Source organism: Desulfatibacillum aliphaticivorans DSM 15576 (assembly GCF_000429905.1).
Taxonomy (GTDB): domain Bacteria; phylum Desulfobacterota; class Desulfobacteria; order Desulfobacterales; family Desulfatibacillaceae; genus Desulfatibacillum; species Desulfatibacillum aliphaticivorans.
Map to the genome: position 1 here is coordinate 174,365 of NZ_AUCT01000006.1, position 23,441 is coordinate 197,805.

General features: G+C 54.3%; 9 protein-coding genes and 1 tRNA gene. 4 read left to right on the forward strand and 6 right to left on the reverse strand.

What is annotated here, in order from left to right; genetic code table 11:
• Window positions 1-8: 8 nt before the first annotated feature.
• From G491_RS0106965 to G491_RS0107005, 6 genes are all read right to left on the reverse strand, one after another.
• The gene (locus G491_RS0106965) at window positions 9-14,381 is read right to left on the reverse strand and encodes a cadherin domain-containing protein (protein ID WP_028314062.1); all 14,373 of its coding nucleotides are present in this window, start codon (window positions 14,379-14,381) and stop codon (window positions 9-11) included.
• A gap of 1,072 nt (window positions 14,382-15,453) precedes the next feature.
• Window positions 15,454-15,930 (reverse strand): 2-thiouracil desulfurase family protein, encoded by a 477-nt coding sequence (locus G491_RS29780; protein ID WP_051327091.1) that lies wholly within the window; start codon window positions 15,928-15,930, stop codon window positions 15,454-15,456.
• Window positions 15,931-15,947: 17 nt separating this feature from the next.
• Window positions 15,948-16,862, reverse strand: coding sequence for a DUF1848 domain-containing protein (locus G491_RS0106980; RefSeq protein WP_028314064.1), 915 nt, complete (start codon window positions 16,860-16,862; stop codon window positions 15,948-15,950).
• A 768-nt stretch (window positions 16,863-17,630) separates the two neighbouring features.
• Complete coding sequence (locus G491_RS0106990; RefSeq protein ID WP_028314066.1) at window positions 17,631-18,347, reverse strand: hypothetical protein; 717 nt, start codon at window positions 18,345-18,347, stop codon at window positions 17,631-17,633.
• A gap of 141 nt (window positions 18,348-18,488) precedes the next feature.
• Window positions 18,489-19,295, reverse strand: coding sequence for a type IV toxin-antitoxin system AbiEi family antitoxin domain-containing protein (locus G491_RS0106995; RefSeq protein WP_028314067.1), 807 nt, complete (start codon window positions 19,293-19,295; stop codon window positions 18,489-18,491).
• Window positions 19,296-19,689: 394 nt separating this feature from the next.
• Window positions 19,690-19,776: transfer RNA gene (locus G491_RS0107005), tRNA-Leu, on the reverse strand.
• A gap of 169 nt (window positions 19,777-19,945) precedes the next feature.
• Here G491_RS0107005 and G491_RS0107010 point away from each other — a divergent pair.
• Genes G491_RS0107010 through fmt form a run of 4 tightly spaced genes read left to right on the forward strand, consistent with a single transcriptional unit; the run spans window position 19,946 to window position 23,440 of the window.
• Window positions 19,946-20,881: a bifunctional riboflavin kinase/FAD synthetase gene (locus G491_RS0107010; protein ID WP_028314068.1), complete on the forward strand. Its 936-nt coding sequence runs from the start codon at window positions 19,946-19,948 to the stop codon at window positions 20,879-20,881.
• Window positions 20,878-21,987: a lysylphosphatidylglycerol synthase transmembrane domain-containing protein gene (locus G491_RS0107015; RefSeq protein WP_028314069.1), complete on the forward strand. Its 1,110-nt coding sequence runs from the start codon at window positions 20,878-20,880 to the stop codon at window positions 21,985-21,987. The genes G491_RS0107010 and G491_RS0107015 overlap by 4 nt, the downstream gene beginning before the upstream one ends.
• A 4-nt stretch (window positions 21,988-21,991) precedes the next feature.
• Window positions 21,992-22,510: a peptide deformylase gene (gene def, locus G491_RS0107020; protein ID WP_028314070.1), complete on the forward strand. Its 519-nt coding sequence runs from the start codon at window positions 21,992-21,994 to the stop codon at window positions 22,508-22,510.
• A 6-nt stretch (window positions 22,511-22,516) separates the two neighbouring features.
• Window positions 22,517-23,440, forward strand: coding sequence for a methionyl-tRNA formyltransferase (gene fmt, locus G491_RS0107025; protein ID WP_028314071.1), 924 nt, complete (start codon window positions 22,517-22,519; stop codon window positions 23,438-23,440).
• Window position 23,441 lies beyond the last annotated feature (1 nt).

Below are 23,441 nucleotides of genomic sequence, written 5' to 3' on the forward strand. Positions count from 1 at the left end.
GACATCATTCAATGTATGAGGGATTGAATAAAGCAGCCCCCGTCCTCTTTGCCAAAGTCCGCGGCAACCTTGCCTTTATCCTGGGATGCGGCGGTTTTTGTTCCCGCTCCTGACGGGTCCCGCACAATCGCTTGCGTGGGATCGTCGTCATAAGGCCCGTTGTCCGTTATGTAAACGGTCACCTGGGTTCTGTCCTGCGAGAACTCGGCGCCGTCCCCCGCGCCTCCGCTTATCAGGTCTCTGGAAAAGTCGTACCAGCCCAAAGCGGCGCTGTACTTGTACCACCTGCAACTGGCTGACGCGGGCTCGGGCAGAGTCACCTTGAAGGAAACCCTGTCCCCCGGCTGATAAGCGCGCATTTCCACGTCTATGAGGCCGCACATGAGGTGATCCGGCCTGTTCGTCTCGTCGGTAATGGAGGCCGGATCGATGGAGTCCAGATAAGTCACTCCACCTTCCAGGGCGCACACGCCTATCGCCTTGCCGTCAAAGGATTCAAACGGGGTGACGTTTTCATCAAAGCCTTCCAGGCCGTTGTCCGCTATTTGGATTATCAGACCGCCGGAAGCCATCAGTCCCTGATCATCCAGCACGATAAGCTCCATCTCCACAGCAGCGCCTGAAGCAGCCACGGAAGGCGCCACAAAGGCCGGGGTTTGGGCCGTGGGATCGGACAGGCACACCGAGGGGCCGCTGACCTGCCGCCAGAAGTACAGCACGCCGCCTTCCGGATCGCTTGACGCGGAGCCGTTCAGGATGACGTTTGCGCCTTCCGCAACGTCCAGGTCTGCTCCGGCGTTCGCCGTTGGCGGGGCGTTTGCGCCTGTGACGTTTACGATGCAGAAGTCCTGAGCCTTAAACCCTTGTTCGTTGGCGACTGTCAGGCGGAACTCCAGAGCGGCCCCCGCTTCCAGCACAGTGGGGGCGGTAAAGGCCGTCGTCGCCGTGTCTTCTCCGGCCAGTACAACCTCCGGGCCTCCAACCTGTTCCCATAAGTAGCTTGCAATGCCTTTCCGGGCGTCCGAAGAGGCGGAACCGTCCAGGGTCACGGTTGCATTTGCGCTAACGGTCTGGTCCGCTCCGGCGCTCGCCGTGGGAGGATCGTCCGCGGCTGTCACGTTTACAATGCATGTGCGGGTGGATTCCTGGCAGTAATCCCGAACCGTCAGGGCGAATTCCAAAGCCCCGCCGGTCTGCGCCGGCGCCGTGAACCATGCCTTGGGTGACTGGGCGTCCATGATTTCCACGCTTTCTCCCGACAACTGGGTCCACTGGTAAGTCAGGGCGTCGCCGTTGAAATCCGAGGAGCCCATGCCGTCCAGGACAACCTCGGCGCCCGGATCGGCTGTTGCCGGGCAGTAGGCCCAGGCCATGGGAGCGTAAGGCCTGGAGGCCGGATCATTGGGAGCCGTCTGACAATTGTATTCGGTCAGGTTGTCCACGCCGTCCGAATCCAGGTCTCCGTCTGAGTCGTCGATGCTGGAATCCAAACCATACTGATCTTCCCACGCATCGTTCATATTGTCTGCGTCCAGGTCGTCGGAATCCGGCGCGTACAACTCAAAAACCGGGCTGTCCGCCTGCGAGTCGTTCACCCTGACGCCGATGGTCAGAGGCCCGCTGTAATCCGCGTCCTTGACGACGGTCGTGCCGTTCACCGTGTAATGATCGCCCGAAAGCACCTGCAGGGTGAAATCGTCCGGGTAAGTATTATCCGGGTCTTCCACGGTCAGGTCGTTCAGGGTGATTTCCCGGGACTGCCCGGCCGCGATGGAAAGATCCTCCTGGCCGATGATCAACGGAATGTCGTTGACCGCGGTGACGGTCACCACCAGGTTGAACCAGTCGCTTGCGTCCAGGCCGTCGTACACCTGGACCGGGACGGACAATACGCCGTTAAAGTCCGTGTTTGGCGTTATGGTGGTATCGGCGTAGGAGTAGTTATTCCCAGCGCCCACCAGCATCCGGAAATCATCCGGATAGCTCTGGTCGTCCTGAACCAGAATATCGCCGAAGGCGACTGTCAGCGGGGTTTCCTCGGGCGTGGTCAGGGCGTTGGCCTGCCCTGTGATGACCGGCGGAATATTCTGCACCTGCAGGGTGAAGGTCTGCACGTCCTCCAGGTCTCCCTGTCTGGCCATTACGCTGATTTCGTAAGTTCCAATGTCGCCCGGCGCAGCGGTTTGCCACGTGACAAGCCCGGTGTTTGCGTCGATGGTCATGCCTGCCGGCGCCTTCAATAGGCTGAATTCGACCGCTGTCTGCTTATTGTCCGATTCCACCACCAACTGGTAGGAGAACAAAGCTCCGGCGCTGACAAAGACCCGGGGATCGGAAATGATGGAAGCGGAAGCCTCGGGCGGCATGCCCGCCACATAAATATAGAACGTCTGAGAGGATTCCGCCAGTTGGTCGTCCTGGACTGCGATGGTTACGGTCCAGGTTCCGGTTTGCTCTTCCGTGGGAGTCCAGGAGACGAGCCCGGCGTCGGAAACTTCAATGCCCGTCGCTCCTCCGTCGTCGCTCACGAGGTAGCTCAAAGCATCCCCGTCGGGATCGTAGGCCTGCACCTGATAGGTGAAGGTTGAACCAGCCTGCACCACGTCGCGCTTGGGCGTGGAGGTGATGACCGGGACGTTGTTGACGGCGTCGTGGTTTATCATCAAAACCGTCACGGAGTTTTCGAACGGGCTTTCCACGGCCCTGGTTTTGACCGTATCGTCGGTTTCTTCTTTGGTTTTTCTATTGGAGAAGCCGCGTCTTTGCACCTCGGTGTTAGCCGCAAGATGCACCGCATGCTCGGCCAGGGCTTTCACCTGATCGTTATCCAGGTCCAGGCGCCCGCCTTCCTTGATGCGCACGATACTTTCGGCCCTGTTTAAGGCCAGTTTCGCGTCGACGGAGTTGGGTTCGGCGAGAACAACCTGGCTTTCCAGGTCTTCTTTCCTGAATTCCGTATCCTCATCCTCCATGCCGTAGGTCAGGTCTTCGTCAAGCGCCTTGGCGCCCATCAAGATTTGGGCGGCCTCGCTGACGATTTCGTATTTGTTCGCCCTGGTGGTCTCGGAGGTTTCAATCTCCTTGATGGCGGCCACGGAAAAACGATACCGCTTGCCCGGCGTCAGGTCCGTCACCAGAGACGCTCCTAAAAGGGAGTTATCAAGGTTTTGCTCCGTTTCCGTCTGGTCGTATTTATAATTGGGGTCTTCCAGGTCGTCCGTCCATACGATCCGGTAGCCGATGATGGACTCGTCCTCCAGCAGGTCCCAGGTTACCAGGGCCGTGGATTCATCCTGCACCTCCACCCGGATGTTTTCTATGCTGGGCGGCGCATCCAGGTCCGGGACGTAAATCGGCTCGTCGCTGTACGCGAACCTGGCGGCGTTTTTGCCGTCGTCGATTTTCGCCATGATCCAGTAATAGCGTGAGGCCACCGGATTTTCGATCAGGTCGTAGGTGTGGTTTAAGGAGTGCGCCCCGGCCGTATCCACAGGCACTTGGGCGTATTGAGAGCCGATGTGCTTGTTTATGTCCCGCTCGTTGGCCAGGTACAGGGTGGTGGTCACCGGATCGTCTTCGTCGATCTGGTCCCATTCCACATAGATGGTCTGCCCGTCGCTGTAGGCGTCGGTGATGTCGATGGAAGGCGCCTTGTTGATGGCGATAACTTCCACGATATACTGGCCCAGGGTTGCGGGCGAAGTTATACTGGCTGTATAGGTTCCGCCTTCCGGGTTGGACAGGAAGTAGCAGGCTTCCATAGCCGCCGCGTTTCCCCTGTACATGACGTCAGCCGGATTGTCCGTGTCAAAGGGATTGGCCTCGGGCGTGTAAACCGTTCCCGAGGGCGAGGTCAGCGTATAATGGGGATCGCCGCCTTCCAGTTCGTAATTCAGCCTGATGATAATAGGATCTCCGGCGGGAAGCTCAAGCTCCACCGTATCGCCGGTGAAATCCTTGTCCGATTTTCTAAAACCATCCTCGGCGTTATCCAGGCTGTAATGCTTGGACAGCTGGATCAGGTTGGTCCCCATTTGGAACCTGGCTTGCGCGGGATAGTCTCCCGAGTCACCCTTCCTGTCTTCCTGGGTCCAGTACTGGGGCTGGTTATAGGGATTTTCCCATTCCAGGGTTTCGGTGACGCCCTTGACCGGAGCGTGGAAGCCTTCCGCGTCCACCCGGAAGCCGATGGAGAATATGCCAAGGACGCTGGCGTTGCCGCCGATTCCTTCGTTGTCAAAATTGCAGCCTACGCCGGCGAATTCAAAACCTCCGGCGAGCGGAATGTTGTCGGGAATTTTTAATGAGATCCGGGCGTAACCCGAGACCCAGCCGTCAAAGGTGATGTATATGCCGCCCGCGCCTGTAAAGTATTGGTAAATAGGCATGTAGGCGCTGAACATCACACCCTGTTGCGCCCCGGAGAAAATAACCAGAACCTTGGCGCCGGCGATGTCGGCAATGCCCATAAGCTGGATTGTGCCCTCCAGTTTGATGGCGCCTCCTATGTCCGTGGTAAACTCCACCAACCCCGCCAGCATGGCGACGCTAACCGGTCCTACTTTCTGTGCGGGGCCGCCTGTAAATCGTATTTCTCCCACAAATACCAGGGATCTTGGCCAACAGATTTCTCCGTCGGAAACCAGGTATTCGCTCACTTCCTCGCAATGCATATCATTCGGCGGCTGATATTTTCCGGCCGTTCCTTCCAGGCCGATTCCAATGTCCTGCATGTACACGCCGGAATCCCCCAGAGGAATGTTCATCCCTATGACTTTAATGAAGATTCCGTCGAATTTGCCGTCCCTGAATGCCACCCAACCGGAGATGCCCTGCCCGGACTCCTCGACAGTGCCCGCCGCCGGCGTCCAGAAAGGCAGTACTATTCCGCCGCCGAACTTAAAATAGGTTTGCGGATCAAAATCAATCTGGACGATGATTCCGGCCACGCCGACTCCCTTGGCCTTTATTCTAGGTATTGAAAAACCGCCGTCCAAGCCCAGGATAATGTCCTCCAAATCAGGCTTGGGATATTGCATTTCCATGTCGTCAAGGGTTAGGGTTTCTCCTAAAAAGTTAAAGCCTGGGGCGCAATTGATTTGCATGCCGTCTCTGCTTGGCATGGGTTCAATGGAAAGGATGGGCATATCAAAGCCGCTGATGGTGACTGACGGATTTTCCCATGTGATTCCATCTTTGTGTATCAACACATTGTCAATGAGCACGGAGCCGTTTTTCATGTCCCATTGGGATGCCGCATGCATGTCGGGCGAGGGAATTTCCAAGCCCCGGTTTGTAAAATAGGATCCCTGTTGATCGTATTCCACGCCTGCGATGTCCAGCACCCCGGCGGGAAGTTTGACGAACAACTCCTCCTGCCCCGTGGAGGAGTCATAGCCCTTGTATAACTCCAGGTTTTCGAAATACAGGTAATAAGGGAGCCCAAGCAGATTCCAGTCCACCCCGGCGTCAGGAAAACGCATTAACGTGGGGGTGGGATATATAGGCCCGCCGTAAAGGGTGATTTCCAATGCGTCTTCCGCCGGGTCCAGTTTTCCGTTTCCGGAATTCATGGCGCCGCTGAAATCCATGTTGGCCGTGTTCAAGCTAAAGTCGGAATAAACATCCCCCCCATGCTGCGTGTCGGTTGCGGAGTCAAAATAAATGTCATCCATGTATGTATGGCCAGCGCCGAACTCCCAGTCCAGGGTGGAGAATTCGCTGGTTGCCTGGGTAAAGCTGATGGTGCGGCCGTATCCCACCTTGGGAATGCAATAGTTGACATCATCCATGTGGAAGACCTCATGGCCGTCGTACGTGGCGATATCCAGGCTGTCAAAATAAAGCCCCTTGTCATTGGTTAGGCCCGCTGGAAAAATGCCGTTCCAATAGTCGGTTTGAAAATATCCGTTATCGAAGACGGCCACGCCTCCGTAATCCCAATCCAGAAGCACGTTTTTCAGGAAAAAGTCGCTCCCCTGACCGTTGCCCTTGATGCTGTTATCCTTCATGCTGACGCCTTCCAACTCGATGACGTCTATACCCGCCATGAAGCTGGCGCCGTCCATGGTCGGCGGATAGTCCGCATAGAACTCCAGATTATCCAGGGTAAGCGCCTTATAATCCGTAAAGTTCCCAAGATAGAAGGTCTCGGGCGTTTCAAGCCGTTCCCAGGCCGGGTTGAATATAAAATCGCTCCAGCTTATGCCCGAAATGGTCAGACCGGAAAAGCTCAGGCTGGCGTTTTCCTCGGTTATAAACCGGATGCCGGCGTCCGGGCATATTCCCAGGCCGGTGAACGGCATGGGGTAATCCCCGCCGTCGGCCAGCAGGGTTCCGTCAAAGACCATGGAGAACCTGGGCGGATTGTATTCGCCAAAAATATAGCTTTCTTTGTATTGAATGGCGTCCACGATGGTGGAGAATCCGCACAGCACAGGCCCGTCGTCAGGATTGACCGGGGTGAAGACCATTTGATCCGCATCCAGCCGGCATGGCCCTGTGAACAGGTCCACGTCCCCGGGAAGAAGGTCATAGACGTACTCCTCCCCATCCCAATACGCCGAACCGTACCACAGATCCGCGATGTTCATATAAGTCACCGGGCCGGAGAAAAGCACCTGGGTTCCGGTGATGACGATGGGCTTGTTATTTGTATTGATGGTTTTCAGATCGTATTTGACCGCATCGTCCGTGTGGCGCATCCACACGGGAGAGGACGTCATTACCGGTTCATCCAGGGCGTCGCCGTCTCCGTCCAGGGTTTGGATGGAATCCGTCAGGAATTGCACATTCCCCACGGTCATGGTTTCGGAAACCACATCCCCCACCCGGACCGTAACGTTGGCCAGGGTGTACATTTCTTCTTCATCGTACAGGTCCCAGGCCTTTGCCTCGAGCACGTACACTTGCCGCGCTTCAAAATCAAACTCAGCCCCTTCCGTAATCCACAAGGAGTGACCGTACACGGCAAAACGGCCGTTGGCGTCTTCAGTCAACTCGTAATTCAGGATGGCGTCTCCGTTTCCGTCCTGGGCGGAGAGTTCGCCAACATGGACATTGCCCGTGTACTTGCGGCATTCTTCAACATCAATGGCCGATCCTCCGTCAAGTAGAGTAAATTCCAGGCTTGTGGTCGGAAAGTCCACCCGAGTCACCTCTACGGTGTATTGGGCGGAGGCGTCATAGTTTCCGTCATGGATAATGATTCCCAGGGTGTAAGTCGGCATGACGGCGTGATCCAGAGCCTTTGCCGTGACCAGATAAGGAACCCTGTTGGTTTCTTGAATCGTAAAATCATCATAACCCGCGCCCTGGATCTCATACGTATAGGCGTTGACCGCATCCGGGTCGGTAATGTCGATACGGGCGATTATAGTGCCGATCGGTCTGTCCTCCCGGACCGGATTCAACAAGGTGAATACGTTGACATCCGTGGGCGGGTCGGTAGCGTCTTCCAGGTTGATGATGATGGGTTGATCCAGGTACAACGGCGGCTCGCCGTTGTCCGTAGCCCGAACCTGAATGGTGAATCCTCCGTAGGTTTCGTAGTCCAGGTCGGCGCCTTCAGCCACCCTGACCTCATCGCCGTCCAGATAGAACCTGCCGTCCGCGTCGTCCAGCAAGGTAAAGGTGTGGGTCTGGGCCGGGTTGGCGTCCACGGCGGTGAGGGTTCCCACCAAATCGTTTGCCCAGGCGTCTTCCGGAATGGTCGTCGCCACGCTTCCGTTGATTTGGATGTACAGCGGCGCCGTGTTTTCGCCCGGATCCATGAGGAACAGGAATCCCGTCGTGCTGGAAATTGGCGGCGCGCCGTCATCCAGCGTGGTGATATACAGGTTTATCTGCGGATGTTCGGCGCTGGAAATGCTTTGATCCAGGAACAAGGAGAACATCTCGTCGCCGTCTTCGTTTTCGCCCCATTTTTCCGTTCGGAAATAGGAATCCCAAGGCGGCTGGATGGTAAGGGTCGCCGATTGGCCTGCGTCCGGCTCCAGCACAGTCAGCATTCCCAGGTAGGCGGGAACAGCGGCGTTTTCGTCAATATTATCGTCCCCGTCAAATTCCAGGTACGCCGGCTCGTTTTTATCTTCGACGTTGATGGTTATGTCTTTTTCGCAAGACATGGCAGGGACGCCGTCATCCGTAGCTTTAATGCGCACTACATGGGATTGGGCCGTTTCGTAATCGATCCAGCCGATGTAACGGGCAATCAGGCGGTCGCCCTCGATGACAAAGGCGCCTCCCGAGGAGTAGGATACGATTTCAAAAGTGTGGCTTTGGGTTGCGTTATCGTCCTGTACGCTTAGGGTTCCCACCTCGTATTCCAGGGTGTTTTCAGGAACCGTGTTGGAGGACAGGGCGATGGAATAGGGCGCCGTATTGATTTCTGGAACCACCCAGACAGCCAGGTTCTTGACCGTGGAGTAGCGAGGCGTTCCGTTTTTTCCTTCCTCGGTCCAGCCTTCTTCCATAAAACCGGAATCCGCGGACGACACGCGTATGGTCCTGGTGGGATTTTCCGAGTCGTAAGTCAGCAGGCTGGAGTCTCCCACAACCAGGTTTTCCCCGTCTATGGCGAAACCGCCGTTGGTGGGGTCTGTAATGAGGGTGTATTCGTGCCGGTCCAGGCTTCCGTCTTCATCCGCCGTTGTAAATGCGCCAATAACCGTTCCGTCGGCCCAGTTTTCCCCGGCCTGGTTGCCGTCCAGGGAAATGTCCGTGGGCGGGTCGTTGGCGTTTTGAAGTTCAATAGTGAACGATTTGGTCAAGGGCGCAAAAGCGCCTTGATCGGAAAGGTCTTCGGCTTCCACCGTGATGGACAGGGTAGGGGAGGCTTCAAAGTCGAAAGCCGACTGGAGATTCACCTGAAGCTCGTCAATGACGATCCTGAAGGCGTCTCCCGGGTTGTCTGTCAGGGTGTACTGGATGGACGCATTGTGGTCCGGGTCTTCGCCCGTAAATGTACCTATCAGGGTTCCCGCTTCCGAGTTTTCCGTGACCGTTTTGGAGTCCAGGGAAAAGCTCTCCATGGGGAACTGCACATCGTTGATGGTAACGACAAAGGTTCTTTCGTATGTCAGGCCGCCCAGATCCCTGGTTTGAATCGTTAGCTGCTCCGCATGCCCGGGAGTGTATACGAGCTTGGAAGCGTCCGCTGCCAGGAGCTTGTCCGAGGCGATTTGGAAGCCCCCGCCCGTGGAGTCGCTTAAAAGAGTGTAGCTGTGGTAATCATCGTTGACGTCCGGATCGTCCGTTGTAAGCGTTGCCACAACGGTTCCTGCGGGCGTTCCTTCATCCACGTCGGTGGAGGAAAGATGAAGCCCGTAAGGCGGATCATTCGTGTCTTCCACCTCGATGGTAAAGGCTTTGACTACTCCCCGAGGCGGAGTTCCGTCGTCCACGCAATAGATTTCCATGTCGTAGCTGGGCCAGACTTCGTAATTTAAGGCTGCGTTGACAATCAGCCGCCACTGGGCGCCCGACTGTTCCAGGACAAAATGGTTTTCGCCGCCCGAGGCGATGGACATGATATGGGATTGGCCCTCGTCCTGGTCGTCCGCCGTAAACCAGCCCACGATTTCGCCGGTGGGCACATTTTCCGGGATGGGATAATTGGCGCCTGTAAATTTAATATCGGGCGTGTCGTTGGAGTCTTCCACCAGAATGCCGAAATCCTGCTCATAAGACTTGGGAGGCACGCCGTTGTCCGTAACGCGAATGCGCACCACGTTGGACGTGGCCGTCTCAAAATCGATTTTTGCGCTGTCGCTGATGACGAGTTTATCGCCGATTATGGCGTAGCCGCCGCCCGAATCATCGGAGGCGATTTCATAAACATGGGTCTGGGCCGGGTTGTAGTCGTCCACGGTAATCACGCCGATTACCTGCCCGTTTACCACCTCGTTCTCCGTGACCGTAAACCCGGTCAACTCGCCGTTCAAATACAGCCGTTCCGGCGCGTAATTGACTCCGGGAGTGACGGTGATGACCAGGCCCTTTTCGATTTGGTATCTGGGCGTCCCAAAGTCTCCGTCGGCGGTCCAGCCATCTTCCATATAGCCGGAATCCACGCTGCGGATGGTCACGGTATGGGTTGTGGGCCGTCCTTCATAAATGAGCACGTTGGGATTGCCCACCACCAGGATGTTATCCACCAGGGCGAAACCGCCCAGAGAGGTATCGCCCACGATTAGGTATTGGTGCGTGTCCTCAAGCCCGTCTTCGTCCACCGTGGACAAAGAGCCCACGAGGCTGCCCGCGTCCGCGAATTCCACCACGCTGGAGTTGCTGATGGTAATGTCCGTGGGAGGATCGTTGGCGTTGATGACGTTGACGACGAAATCCTCCTCGTAATACAGGGGCGGAGTACCTTCGTCCGTGGCCCGGATGCGCAGGGTGACGGTTTGGTTTTCCTCGTAATTGATTTTGGAGGCGTCATCCGTCCACAGAAAGGCGCCTTCGATTTTAAAGGCCCCGTCCAAGGGATCGGAAGCGATGGAGTAATTTACCGCCTTATCCAGATCCGGGTCTGTGGAGCTGATAAAAGCGATGTAGCCTCCCTGGCCCTCGCCGAAGCCGGTCCTTTCGTTGACGGTATGGCCGCCGGTGAACTCAATGTCCGTAGGCGCTTCGTTGACGTCGTTGATGATGATCTGCAAGTCGCCCGTGTACTCCAAGGCCATGGAGTCCAAAACCCTTATGGTCAGGGTGTAATACCTGGGGTATCCGTCCAAGGCTTCGTAATTCAGCTTGCTGCTGTCGTTCACCTCAACCCGGCCGTCGTTATGAATCAAAAAGGCGCCGCCCGAGTCGTCCGCCATGAGTGAAAAAATATGAGTGTCGTTCTCGTCCGTGTCCACGGCCGTCAATTGTCCGACAATGGTTCCATTGGGCGTGTTTTCATCCACCCCTTCCGGGGTCATGAAAATGCCTGTGGGCGCTGAGTCAACGACGTCGGACAGATCAATATAGAGGGTCTTCTCTACGTACTTCGTGTTTGTTCCGCTGGGGATTCCGCTGTCCGTACACCGAACCCTGACCCAGCATTCCGGCTGGGTGTCGTAATCCAGCAGGGAGCCGTCACTAACGGAGACGTATCCTTTATATTGGTCGTAGGGGCCGACGGAAAAAGCTCCCGAAGGGCTGTCCGCGATTTTGGTGTAGGTGTAGGTCTGGCCCTCGTCCTCATCCACGGCTTTTAGCCTGAATATTAAGGTGTTGTTGGAACTGTCTTCCGGGATGGGAGTACCGTCGTAAGAGGGTACAATATCCGTTGGCGCGTCGTTTTTATTGACCAGGTTGACCGTAAGGGTGCGGTCCAGATACAGGGCGGGGGACCCGGAATCCGTGGTGCGGATGGTTACGGTAATCACGGAGTTGACTTCGTAGTTCCAATAGGAGTTATCGCCGACGACCAGGTTTTCGCCCGATACGGCGAAGGCGCCTCCTCCCACGCTGTCCGTTATTACAGAGTAGGTGAAGGTCTGTCCTGCGTCTTCATCCACAGTGGAAAGAGTGGTGACGAACTTGCCTGCATTGACGTTTTCATTGATTTCCGGAACGTCCGGGGTGCATGTGAGTTCCGTGGGCTGCTCGTTGACGTCCTGGACGTAAATTTCCAGCGTCTCCTCCCAGGCCAGTCCGCCGGGGTCCTGGGTTTGCAGGGTAATTGTATGGGTGATCTGGGTTTCGTAGTTCAGCAGAGCGGCGTCCGCAGCATAAATTTTGTCATCGTCCAGATAAAAACAGCCGCCGTCGTCATCCACCAAAGTGTAGGTGAAATCCGCGTCATTGTTGGGATCCTGGGTGGCCAGGGTTCCAACCAGGGTTCCGGCCGGAGAGTTTTCCTCCACCGTGTTGGGCGAAAGGCTGATTCCCGTGGGCCTGTCGTTGGCGGCGTCCAGAACCTGAATGACAAAATCCTTGTCAAGCGTATATCCCACGCCGCCCAAATCCCTGGTTCTGACCGTGATGGTATGCTGGGAGGCGGCTTCGTAATCCAGCAGGAGTTCGTCCGCTACAACCAGTTGATCGTCCGACAAAGCGAATCGGCCGCCGGCGTCATCCACCAACTCGTAGGTGAATGTATCGCCTTCATCCGGGTCCTCGGCGGCAAAAGTTCCGATTACCGTACCGGTAGGCGCTCCCTCCTCCACGGTTGCGGAGGAAAGGTTGATGTCCGTGGGGGATTCATTTAAGTCAATGTCATACTTGGCGGCCAGATATTGGTTTACCTGCTCCCTTTCCTCATCGCTGAGCACCCGTGAGTACAAGATGACTTCCGAGACCATTCCATTAAATTGATTGGTGTAAATGGAGCCTTCCGCCATGTATTTCAGGTATCCCAGGCTGTATGCCTCTGTGGAAGCCGGGGAAGGATAAGTGCGTTCGTCCACCGGAATGGCGTCCAGGAAGGCCAGGGCGGTCTCCCCGTTTTTCACGGCGTTTCCAATTTTTTGTTGATGGGGGGCCATGTAGGCGTCGTCCCCATGCCCCGGATAAGACGGGCCGTTCATGAAGTATGACAGGAAATTGCCGTCGCTCGCGCCTATGAACACGCTGGGGGTTGATGCAGGATATTGACCCGCCACAAAGGCGGGGTAGCCAAAATAGTTGTAGCCGTTCTCAAAATTCTTCATGACGACAAACACATCGGCCGTATCGTCGACCGCTATGTCCGTAATTCCGTCCAGGCCCTGGTGCAAATCCTGGTCATCATCTCCTTGAAAATAGACGCTGTAAATATGCATGACCTGGCTCGGCTCCAGGCATAACGTGGTGGTGAACACTGTATTGGCGTCTTCATAATATCCGTCGGCTATGAAATCCCAGGTTTCTACGTTGTAGATTTCCCAACCCATATCCGTGGGATTGTCGTCCGTTGTAAAGACGACTTGCACGCTGCTTTCGCTCGGATCGCACCCTTCTCCGCCTGCAGGCGCGCTGAAATACATGCTTGTGAAATCCTCGAACGCCGTTCCTGAGATAACCGTCTCGCCGTTTACGATGACTTGATATCCTCCGGATCCGTTGTCGCAGCAGTAGCCGTCATCATCGTCGCACCAGAGAAAAAATTCATATCCGCTTTCTTTTAATATATCGCCGGAGGGGGCCTGATCCAGGTCGTACTGCACGGCGTGGGCGCCGTTCCCGCTGGCGTCCTCCCATTTATAAACCTGTCCTGTGCTATCCACGATGTGGACGCCGTAATCTCCTTTTAACCAGAGGCTCAAACCGTCGGAAGGAATGTCAGTAACCGAAGGCGGAGAGCCAGTGGACCCATTATCTATCAGACAGACGTCCCCATCCGTAAAATCGCCGTTCGTAGAGGGGTAGTAGCTTCCTGGATATTGGTAGCCGTGAAGCGTAACTCCCCACTCGGACTGGATGGAGTCGTCATCCAAAAGCTCCAGGCGAAAGATCTTGTCGCTGGAGCCCACATTTAGAGCGACGGTATAAACATCCGCGAGGGCGGAGGAATTCGGGCTAATGGAGGCAATCTGAACCTCGGAGCAGTCCCCGGACAAAGATTGCACGTGGAAATCCGAAGCGTCCACCCCGGCGACTTGCTGGCTGAAGGTCACGGTGTAGGTTACTACGGTGGTGTCTGTGATGGGGTTTTCGTCATTCAGAACAATGGATTCCACCACAGGGGGGAAGGGCTCGAATTGAATGGTCAACGTGGGCAGCGCAGCGGCATTGTTGGCGTCAAAAGAATAAAACTCCACGGGAGTGTCAATGTCGTCATAGGGGAGGAGGATAATGGTCACGGAACTTCCAGATTCCCAGTCTTCCAATTCCGTCAAATCAGCTATTTGATCCGCCAGTGAAGGCGAAGTCTGCCGGCTGCCTGCTGCGGCGCCGGAGTCGATGACCCATAAACTGCATATCTCCAGGGGGGAACGGTCAATTACGGACGGGTCTGTTGCAAAATCCTGGGCGTTGGGATCCAGGAGTATTTTCGGTCTTACGAGCATTTGGCCGCCCGAGTCGTTTGCATTGACCAAAGTCGTGGTAAGGTTGGCGGCTTGAATTTCCGATTTTGGGGGGATCCGGACATCCGTGAAACGCAGCCCGGTGGTATAAGTGCGGGAATCGTCTGAGAAAGTCCCTACACGCAGAGTTGATGAGGTATAGTCATCCACCTGAGGCGTCGGCGTGCTGGAGTATGCATCATCCTGGCTCATTCCAACGGTCAGGGTGATGACCGACGAGGCGTTGGCCTGAAAAAACAGCCCGGATGACAAAATCAACACAAGGAAGAATATTCCGCCCACAAGAAAGGGGCGGCTGCCCATGTTATGTTTGGGACGCTGGGTATCTGTGTAGAAAGAATTTTTATAATAAGAGCGCGCGGCAGCGGCGGATGACTGAGGCATGACGTTTCCTCCAGAGGCTGTTTTGGAGCTTGAATACCTCCCCGTACAGCAGGAGATATTCCTGTTATTGCAAAACCGGAAGAGGTCCCTTTTTTTCCACTGGAGGGGCAGAGGCTTTTGTAATAACAGGTCTTGTTCGCGATAGTCTGTAGTTATGCACAAAAACAGCATTTTCATGATAATGCATAAGTAAAAATGCTGTTAAATATATCTATTGTATGCTTGTAGAAATTCTGTTTTGATTTTCTAACCGATGGTGGAAAAACAGTCAATACCTGTGATAAATTGAAGGCTGTAAAATATAAATAATCTCTATGGGGATGGGTTCCTTGCCCCGTCTGTGGTTTAGTTGTCTCTATCAATGATGGTTAGCCGCTTCGCTTCAAAACGCCTCAGTTTTGTCTTCTTATCGGCCTCGTTGCAAAATCCCTAAAAACCATATTAGTCTTGGTTTCAATGGCCATATTGTGTATCGTGTTCTTTGACCGTTGATCCTGCTTTTAACAAAGTTGCCGCAGCGTCGGCTTGGGCGGCAACTATCGAATTTTGATAGTATATCTTTAAAAGGCTATAAAGGGATGATAAACCGTCCTCCCGAATGGATCAAAGAAAAAATATTTTTTCGCAAAATCATTTTGAAATTGGGGAGTTCCCTGTTCTTGGAGTTGACAAAAGGGTCAGGTATGTTGACCTCATTAATGAAACTGTTGCAGCAAGGGCGACTGTATAGGAAACCCGAGAGGCCGAGCTGGAGGCCCTTGATAGTGCGACAGGCGAGGTTCTCCTGAGCAAGTCAGTCAAGATAGATGAACACCAACTTGAAGATACTCAGGACTGCCGGTTAAGACAAATAATACGACATTCAGCAATTCAGCCGAAAGAGAATGCTCCTGACGATTCGTTCGCCTGGGTCCAAAGAATAGTTGAGTACGCCAGGCGTTTTGTGAAGAGACATTTCCAATAATCGATGACAGTGGGCTGTTCTTCTGCTCTTCTGCTACGGAAGTGCATTCTTTTGATGAACAAGGTCGGCCTGTCGGCAAGCCGCGGGCGATGCAACTGCCTGTGGTAATCAGCCGACGCGAATCACGCGGACGCCGTTACGGCGCAGGAGTTCGCCTGTAACGCCTTCCTTGTCGCAGGTGGGGGAGCCGCCCTCGAGGTAAGCGCGTTCCGCGCCCACCGTCCGGGCGATGTTGAGAACGTACCGCGAGCCGTTGACGTGAAATCGCGTCACGTCCTCTCCGGTTTCCGGGGCGATGATCCGGTATAAGCCGTCCAGCACTTCCGCGCCCGTATGGCCGCACAGGGTTTCGCTGGTGCGGGGCGTGGGCATGCCGCCTAATTGCTCGGGGCAGACCGGAACGAGGACGTATTTCTTTTTGAGGTCCTTGATCAGCTTGTCCCGCCGCTTTGCCGGCCTGCCGTGCCACCGGCAAGGGAACCCCAGAAAACAGGCGCTGATAAGCACGGGCGCCTTGCCTCCGGGCAGGGATTCCTCCGGGAACAAAGGCGTTTGGGCCGGAACTGGAAATTGCTTGGGCTTCATGGACGATTCTCCTCATATCAGGATGCAGCCGAAGACTTCCTTAACCTGCGCGGACCTCGCAGCCATTCCGCCTTGGGGTCGTGTTGCTCGTGATACAACCGGGAGGTCCTGTGGCTCGCCGTGGCGTAGCAATAAAGGCAGCCGTGGCCGCAGGTGACGTAAGCGCCGACGTCCCGGGAGTAATCGCAGGCGCACTCCTTCCCGCGATGCCCCGGTCTTTTGCTGGGAATCAATCGGCCGGCGACTTCGCTCAGGCGCATGGCGTCGATGCATACTGCCGGGAGTATCCCGGGGCTCAGGCATTCCGATTGTCCGCACAGGCGCAGGGCCATGCCGTTGTCCGAAGCGATCGCCGCCAATTCCCGCAAAAACGCCTGTTTGGAGGAAATATGCGGATCCTCGAACCTAAAGCCCATTTCCCGGGCCGCGCGGGTCAGGTTCGTTCGGGTTTTTCTGAAGGCAAAGGATGCATAGGCCACAACCACATCCTTCACTGCTCCTTTCAGGCGCCGGGCGATGGCTGCGAAATTCTCGCGGTGAAAATCGAAGCCGGTTTCACAAGTTATGAGGATTGGGTCGTATCGCCAGATGACGGCCTTTTTTCCGTACGTTTTTGAGATCACACGCAAATGGGAGACGGACGCTTCCACGGAGGGGATGGCGGGCTCAAGCAAGCGGGGAAAGCCGTTGATGGTGTAATGCACAATAAAGGGAAAGCCGCGTGAATGCACGTCAGAGAGGTTGCCCATGAACGGGCCGGGATTTTTGGTCCAGAAAAAGAACCCGTCCACCTCCCGGGGGCTAAGCCCGACCCGGTAAACCCGGCCGTTAAAAGCGTTGATCGATAGGCAATATCCGGCGTCCAGGCGATTTCGAAACCAGTCGCCGTAAAATGCGGGAATGTCCGTCCTGGAGCTTGCCGAGATGATCATGCCAACCGCCTCGTTTGCGCCATATTGCATTTTTATTGAAAATCCAGAGAAATAAATATCACAAAATTTATATTTTGTCTCGATTGGTATGATTTTTTATCCACCCCCTCATAACTCCAGGATAATCAGTTTTTCTCAGAATAGGCTAACGGATTCAAGGATGCGTCCGGCGAGGAGGCTAGAGATCGGGCAATAATTGCTGCTACCAAGTCAATGGGCCGCATTCCACGAAACACGCAATGTTAAAAAGCAATGTCACTGCATATAGAAATATTATACTTACCCAGAATCGGATAGGCTCCTTTTCTCGGGTGTATGTACCCTGGTTAGAAGAAGCGCATCCGTTTTGAATGGCAAGGTGGGCAAGCAGGACAGGGACGCTTGTCACTGCTCCCAAAATGAGACCTATCATCCATCCATCTATTGCATTTTCAGAATTAAGTCCAATCAGGATGACATTTGTAAATATAAGGGCTATCGGCGTCCAAAAACTAAGCAATGCAACTTGTTTGAAGTATTTGATCTTATAGGTGGGACCGAGCATTCTTGAGCGTTCGGCTACAGGAATTTCCTTCAACTCCTCCAGGGTAAAAGAGCAAGCCGGCAAAAACTCCTTGTCAGGTTGCGCTTCACTCTTTCTCGTCCTTTTTATGCGTTTGCCGGAACCCAAATTTCTTCCCTGCTTTTTAGACCATAGCCATTATTCGCTGCGGCTCCGGGTTGACCCCGCAACATCGGAAACCATTCAGAGCATTTTTGCTTCGCCGCCTAAACAAACTTTCGGAACCGAAATAGGTGGTCCAGTTTTTCCAATTCATCTTCCCGCCAATAAAAAATACCGCATTTTTTCGTTTCCTCGGGAAAAGCTCCTGAGTCCAGGGCGTCGTATAGGTCTTCCGCAAAAATGTCCGTGTTCACGCCTTTAAAGATCTCCGGCTTGTCAAAACTTGCTTCCAGGGAAACAAAATTCCTCATACCTCCATGGAACGGGATTTCTACGCTTTTGGAGCTTTTACCATCTATCCCGATGCCAAATAGTGATTCAGAGGAAACATCGGGGTAGGTTTCGTAGAGATAGTCATAGGCGTCATACGTCGCCCCTGTACACACAGGGTCCGTTCCCGGTTCAACATAAACGCTCGCTATATCGCAGCCGTCATAGATGTTTGCAACCAAAGCCGAAGAGCCCGTCAGATCGCACAACGGTTGAATCAGCATCCTTCCGGCCACATCCGCGCATAGCAGATAGCATGGATGACAGTTGATCTTGACCCAAGATTGGTTCATCTGCATAACGGCGACCAACAGTTCTTTGGGCTTAAGGACTTCATCAAAGGGATTTTCATCCAACAGAGATAAACTTTTTTCATAAGACGGCGCATTTACGGGTAAGTAGCCGTAATCCCCGAATACACTTGAGAAGGTTTTCAGCAATTGTTGGCTATCGCAGCATTCCAGGTAGGTCACGCAATCAAAAGACCCCAATTGAACCTCCGTAAGCACTTGATTGGGGCGGCAGACCCCTATGAATGTTCAGATAATAGTGATAAAGGGTGTGAGTAACTTATTTAAGCGGAAAGAACAATAGAATATTCTGACGAAAAGGTTAAAGCACATTAGATATTTTCATATTATTTCATCCCATACTTGGTGGATGATTTCCTTGGGAACCATGATGTTCCAATTCTTAACGAGGACGCCGTTTTTTCTGTTTCTCCGGTCAAGATAATGGGGCTGAGCAGGTTGTTCCTTTTTTAAAGACTGGAGGTGATTTTCTTCAACCATCAGGGCGTCGCGATGTTGCTCCAGAAAGAAGCCAACCTTGGCGGCGGTGGTTGCATTTTCCAACAGAAGAGCATACTCGACTATCATATCCAAGTTGAAATATTCAACCAGTTCCAAAGACCGCCAGATTTCCTCCCAGGCCCCCCCGAGGTTGGGGCGATCGAGGATATCCACCAAGGTGCGCTCCAGGCTTGTAACACGCAAGGAGACTCCCATTCGTTCTGCGGTTTCCACCCCGAACGACTCCATATCCTTGTCGACTAAAACCTTTGGCCCAGGAGTGCACTTAAACTCGCAACCGCGAAAATGCAGCGGGACGGATTGTTTTTGCGATAGATACATAAACCGGTTTGTTGCGGAATAGGCGCTTCCATGAAATTCAAGGGCGGTGTGATATGCCAAAACCGCATCATTGGTCATCTTACCTGCAAGAAGGAAGGGATCAACGGGAGTCGATTCCGGAGTCATCCCAAGGGGGACGACGGCGTGCAACCCCCGACGTACTGCGATCAGCCGCCCCTGCTTCCGATAATACGCCAGGATTGCGTTGCGATTTTTGGGGCTGAAAGAGCCGGAGGAGGCAAGGTAGGCGTCAAATTCCTCTAAGGTGAAAACAGGATGTCTGGCAAAAAAGTTATTGTATTTCATGGCGGCGCCCCCACATGACAAAAATATAATATATTACATAAAATATTATATATAACTAATATTTTTGTCAAGTATGCATTTTTAGGCTATTTGACAAATAGTTGAGATATAGACAAAAAAATATAGCATATCTCATATTTTTGTCAAATTTCGGTTTGGTCTGGAATACCCAAAATATTATCTTGCATTGCCCTGCCCATAAGTCTTGATTCATGGGGATTTTTGACGGCAAAAAGGAAGATGGGCGTATTGATCTGAAGAATTGAGGGCATTGACATAGGCATGCGGTCAATCCTGTTTCCGGCGTAACAGGCGGCGCCCAGACTGCGCCCAGGCGGCCCTGGAAAAACAAAAGGCTTGCAACTATTTAAAGTTGCAAGCCATTGTTTTCATATGGTGCCGAAGGGGAGACTCGAACTCCCACTGGAATACTCCAACTAGACCCTGAACCTAGCGCGTCTACCAATTCCGCCACTTCGGCATTTATGTCCTGGCCTTAATTCGAAAATTTTGCTTAAATGGCCCTTCGGCTGAAGCTTCTGTTTTTCGGTTCGGCCTGCCCGGGAAAATGGTTGATTTCCCTGAACGGATGAACTAATTAGACGGATTCGGATTGTATGTCAAGCGAAATATGGGAGCTTTTTTAACAAATGCAATTAATCGAGAACCTGGAAGCCATTAAACAGCCGTTTTCAAAGGCTGTTATTACCATTGGAAATTTTGACGGGGTCCACATCGGACATCAGGCCCTTTTTTCCGAAGTCATCCAAAAGGCGGACTCCATCGGAGGCAGTTCCATGGCCATGACCTTTGAACCGCATCCGGCCCGTTTTCTGAAAAAGGAGAATTTTCCGCCTCTTATCACTCTGTATGAACAAAAAGTAGAGCTTATCAGCCGCACCGGACTGGACGCCCTGGTGGTCGTTCCCTTTAATGAGGCCTTCGCTTCCCTGAGCCCTCAGGAGTTTGTGGAGGACATCCTCATCAAACGATTGGGCGTAAAAGTGCTGATTGTCGGACCCGACTATTGCTTCGGCAAGGGCCGGGAGGGCAACGTGGAATATTTGCAGCAAATTGCAGAACCCCTGGACTTCGAGCTTATGGTGGTCCCCTGGATCGGCCAGGCCGGACCCAACGGAGAGCGCATCAGCAGCACCCGCATCCGGGAGCTTGTCCAGGAGGGAAAAATCGAGGAGGCCAAACGCCTTCTCGGCCGGGACTATCAGGTCCGCGGCATGGTGGTCAAAGGCCGCAACCGGGGCGGCAAGCTCTTGGGCTTTCCTACGGCCAATATCCACCTGACCGACGAGTTGTGCCCCAAGGCCGGCGTATACGCTGTCACTATGCAGGTGGAGGACGCCGTGTATCCGGCGGTGGCCAATATCGGCTACAGCCCCACTTTCGACGATTACATCTTCACCGTGGAAGTCCACGCCCTGGATTTCTCCGGGGATCTGTACGACAAAAAAATTAAGGTGAATTTCATTGCCAGGCTCCGGGGCGAGATCAAGTTTCCCAATCTGGACGCCCTGATCGAGCAAATCCGGGAGGACATCATAATCGCCAGGGAGATAATCCCCGTATGAAGGGAAAAAAATTAGTCCTTTCCCTGATTGTGGGCCTGGTCATTTCCGGGCTGGGCCTGTATTTTTCGTTCCGAAAGGTTCAGTTCGAGCCTTTGATGAACTACATCGTCTCCATCAATTACTGGTGGACTCTGCCCGCCCTGGGCATGGCCATGATCAGCTTTTTTCTGCGGGCGTGGCGTTGGCGGGTGATCATGGGCTCGGTGGAGCGGCTTGGCTTCTGGGAAGCCTACCACCCCATGATGATCGGGTTTATGATGAACTGCATCCTTCCCGGCAGGGTGGGGGAGCTTGCCCGGCCCGCCATCTTGAAACGACGGAAAAACGTTCCGTTTTTTCAAACCCTGGCGACAGTGGCGGCGGAGCGGGCCTTTGACCTCATCATACTCTTAAGCCTGTTTGCGGTGGTGACGGCCTATGTGCAGATCGATCCCAACCTGGAAGTGGCGGTGGATCAATACACCATTTCCAGCAAGGTGCTGCAGAACGCTGCAACGGCCATGACCCGGCTTTCCATCGTGCTGATTGCCGGAATCATCCTGGTGAGCTTTGAGTTTTCCCGCGGACTCATGGAGCGGATTATCCTGGCGTCTCCATCGATCCTGTTTTTCCTGAGCCTTGACGCCCAGGAAAAGGTGCGGCAAAAAATTTGCCTTCCCATCGTGGGAATTATGAACGGGATCGCCCAGGGCTTCGGCGCCATCAAGGATTTCGGCAAGGTCTTGTTATGCCTTGGAATTTCCCTGGCGCTCTGGAGCCTGCTGGCCGGAACGTATTTTGTCATGGTCCAGGGATGTCCGGGTATTTCCATGTCGGCCCTGGAATTAACCGCCATGATGGTTATAATATGCTTTGCAATCTCCCTTCCTTCCGCGCCGGGCTTTTGGGGCCTGTGGGAGGCCGGGGGGATATTCGCCATGGTGCTCTTTGGCGTGCCTCGGGACGAGGCCGCCGGATTTACCCTGGTCAACCACGTAATCCAGTTGATAGTGCCCATTATTTTGGGCCTGATAAGCGTGGTCATGACCGGAGTCAGCATCAGGCAAATTTCGAGCGCCGGCGAAGAGCTGGCTGAAAATAATATTCAAACTACAGAGAGGGGATAGGCTTGTGGCTCTTTTAGACATAGTGACCTATCCGGCGCCCATTTTGGGAAAGCCGTGTAAACTTATTGAAGATATCGACGAAGACCTTGTTTGCCTCGTGGAGGATATGACCGAAACTTTGTACGACGCTCCGGGCCTGGGCCTGGCCGCCGTGCAGGTGGGCGTGGACAAAGCCATGCTGGTTTACGACGTGGCCGAGGACGAAAACTCGGAAAGCACTGGCCTTAAGGTGCTGATCAACCCCAAGATCGTCCATGCGGAAGGCAAGGTGACCTCGGAAAATGAAGGCTGCCTGAGCGTGCCTGAATTTCGCGCCGACGTTCCCAGGTTCGCCTGTGTGACCGTGGAAGGCGTGGATCATGAGGGCAAGCCGGTGAAGATCGATGCGGAAGGGCTGCTTTCCATTGTGCTTCAGCACGAAATCGACCACCTGGAGGGCAAGCTGTTCATCGACAGAATCAGCTCTTTAAAGCGCAGCATGTACAAGCGCCGCGTGGCAAAGGCCTTGAAGGCGGAAAGGTAGGCGTCTGTGAGAATCGTGTTCATGGGCGCCCCGGACTTTGCCGTCCTTCCATTGAAAAAATTATCCGAGCAGGGCCATGACGTGGCCGCGGTGGTCACCCAGCCGGACCGGCCCAAGGGCCGCGGCAGAAAGCTGGCGCCTCCTCCGGTCAAGGAAGAGGCGTTGCGCCTGGGGGCTCCGGTTTTACAGCCGGAAAACCCCAAGACCCGGGAGTTTGTCAGCGAGCTTGCGGGCTATGATGCGGACGTGTTTGTGGTCATTGCATACGGGCATATCCTGACCAAAGAGGTCCTGGCTCTGCCCAAAATCATGCCCATAAACATCCACGCCTCTATTTTGCCGGCGTATCGCGGTCCTGCGCCCATCCAGTGGGCCATCATCAACGGAGACGCCAAGACCGGCGTGACAGCCATGCGCATGGACGCGGGCATGGATACGGGCGACGTTCTGTCCGTCGCCGAGGTGGGGATTACGGATACGGACACCTCCGAGACTTTGCATGACAAGTTGTCCCAGGCCGGAGCGGACTTGTTAATCAATATCCTGGACAATCTGGACTCCATCACGCCCACGCCCCAGGAGCACGACAAAGCAACCTACGCACGGGCCCTTTCCAAGGCGGACGGGGAGATTCGTTGGGAAGAGCCCGCCTTTGCCATAGAAAGGCTGATTCGCGGCGTGACTCCCTGGCCCGGCGCTTTCACCTTTTTGGACGGCAAACGCATGCGCTTCCTGGAAGCCCGTTTATGGGACGAGCCCACCCAGGCCGCTCCCGGAACGGTGATTTCCAGCACGGGCGGCGTGTTTTTGGTTGCTACGGGCGACGGCGTGCTGAACATCACGCGGGTCCAGGGCGCTTCGGGCAAGCCCTTGAAAGCGGAAGATTATCTTCGCGGCGCCAGGATCGATCCGGGCGCCAAACTGGGATAAG